The sequence below is a fragment of the Roseisolibacter sp. H3M3-2 genome (assembly GCF_029211165.1).
GTDB lineage: Bacteria > Gemmatimonadota > Gemmatimonadetes > Gemmatimonadales > Gemmatimonadaceae > Roseisolibacter.
The window spans coordinates 1-1,586 of record NZ_JARGEK010000618.1 but is presented as its reverse complement, the minus strand read 5'-3'; the positions used below and the strand labels follow the sequence as shown (position 1 = coordinate 1,586).

General features: G+C 76.8%; 1 protein-coding gene and 1 pseudogene. Both read right to left on the bottom strand.

The window, feature by feature from the left end; translation table 11 throughout:
* A partial coding sequence (locus PYV61_RS25160) for an O-antigen ligase family protein (RefSeq protein WP_275836630.1) occupies positions 1 to 1,412 on the bottom strand: 1,412 nt, incomplete at its 3' end.
* A pseudogene (locus PYV61_RS25155) lies at positions 1,397 to 1,586 on the bottom strand (hypothetical protein); the annotation flags it as partial. The gene PYV61_RS25160 and the pseudogene PYV61_RS25155, both read right to left, overlap by 16 nt.

Sequence of the window (1,586 nt, the reverse complement as noted above, 5' to 3'; positions counted from 1 at the left end):
GCGCGCGTCGACCGCCAGCGCGCCGGGCGCCGGCGCCTCGGCCGCGACGGCCTGCGCGCCGGCGGGGAGCGCCGCGGTGTCGCGCCCCCGCGCGCCGGCGCGGCGGCGATCACGTACACGAGCCCCCAGAGCACCCAGAGGGGCTCCATCAGGAACGGGAGCAGCAGGCTGTTCACGAACACGCTGTGCACGATCAGCGCGACCGTCGCCGCGACGGCGCCCACCGCCAGCGCCCGGTGCTCCGCCGGCTGCGCCCCGTCGCGCCAGATCCCGCGCGCGTGGCGCACGACGCGGCCGCACATCCCGAGGTAGACCGCCAGCCCGACGACGCCCGTCATCACCGCGATGAACAGCAGCCCGCCGTCGAGCGAGAAGCCGAACGCGCCGCGCCCGCTCTCCCAGCCGTACGCGCGCTGCACGAAGCCGTAGGTGTTGAACCCGATCCCCAGCACCGGGTGGTCGCCGAGCACCTGCAGCGCGCGCAGCCACGACACCACCCGCGTCAGCGCCGAGGCGTCGATCGAGAGCTTGTTGAACGACGCCGCGAAGTTCAGGAGCGCGGGGAGCGCCGGGAGCGAGAGCAGCACCAGCGCGGCGCCGACGCGGGCCATGCGGCGCGATAGCCCCGCCGCGCCGGCGACGACCAGCGCGCCCACGAGCGCCGCCAGCATCGACGAGCGCGACACGGTCAGCAGCAGCGCCGTCACCAGCACCGCCAGCGGGAGCCCGAGCCCCGGCACCCCGCACGACACCCGCGCCAGCGTGAGCACGAGCCCGATGGCGATGAAGCCGCCGGCGAAGTTCGGGTCGAGGATCGTCGAGACCAGGCGGTGCCCCTGCGGGTCCCAGTCGACGTACACCGTCGACTCGGGATAGACGATCTGCGCGAAGCCCGGCAGCAGCGCCGCCTGCACGATGCCGAACGCCGCGAACACGAGGATCGCGCGCTGGAGCGTCGCCGACACCGCCGCGACGTCGGCCAGCCGCAGCCCGTTGATCACCACCGGGTAGATGGCGAAGTAGGCGAGCCAGCGCGCCAGGTACGCCAGGCTGAAGCCCAGCTCCGCGCCCGAGAGCCCGAAGCGCGGGACCGCCCACGCCGCCGACGCGGCGCCCACCGCCGCGAACAGCAGCCCGCGCCGGGTGACCGCGTCGAGCACGAACGAGCGCGCCGAGGCGCCCGCGACGACGCCCACCGTCAGCAGCGCCAGCACGGCCAGGTCGTTGACGGACACCGGCGCCTCGCGGGCGCCCGACGTCAGCGCGGGGAGCCGGACGAGGTTCCCCGCGAGCAGCGCCCACAGCGCCGCCCGCAACACGGTCGAGACGCGCACCGCGGCGCGTCCGTCCGAGAGCGCGAGCGGGGGCGGCGCGGGCAGCGTCGCCGCCCCCGCGCTCAGACGATCACGCACCCGACGATCTCGCCCCCGGCCACGCGGACGGCCGCCGCGGCGTCGACGAGGGCGGCGCGCGCCGTGCCGCGGCCGAGCACCAGCACCACCGGGCGCCCCGGGACGAGCGCCTGCGACGCGGTCGGGTCGGCGAGCAGCGGCGGCAGCACCGGCGCGGTCGTCGACGGGGTCCCG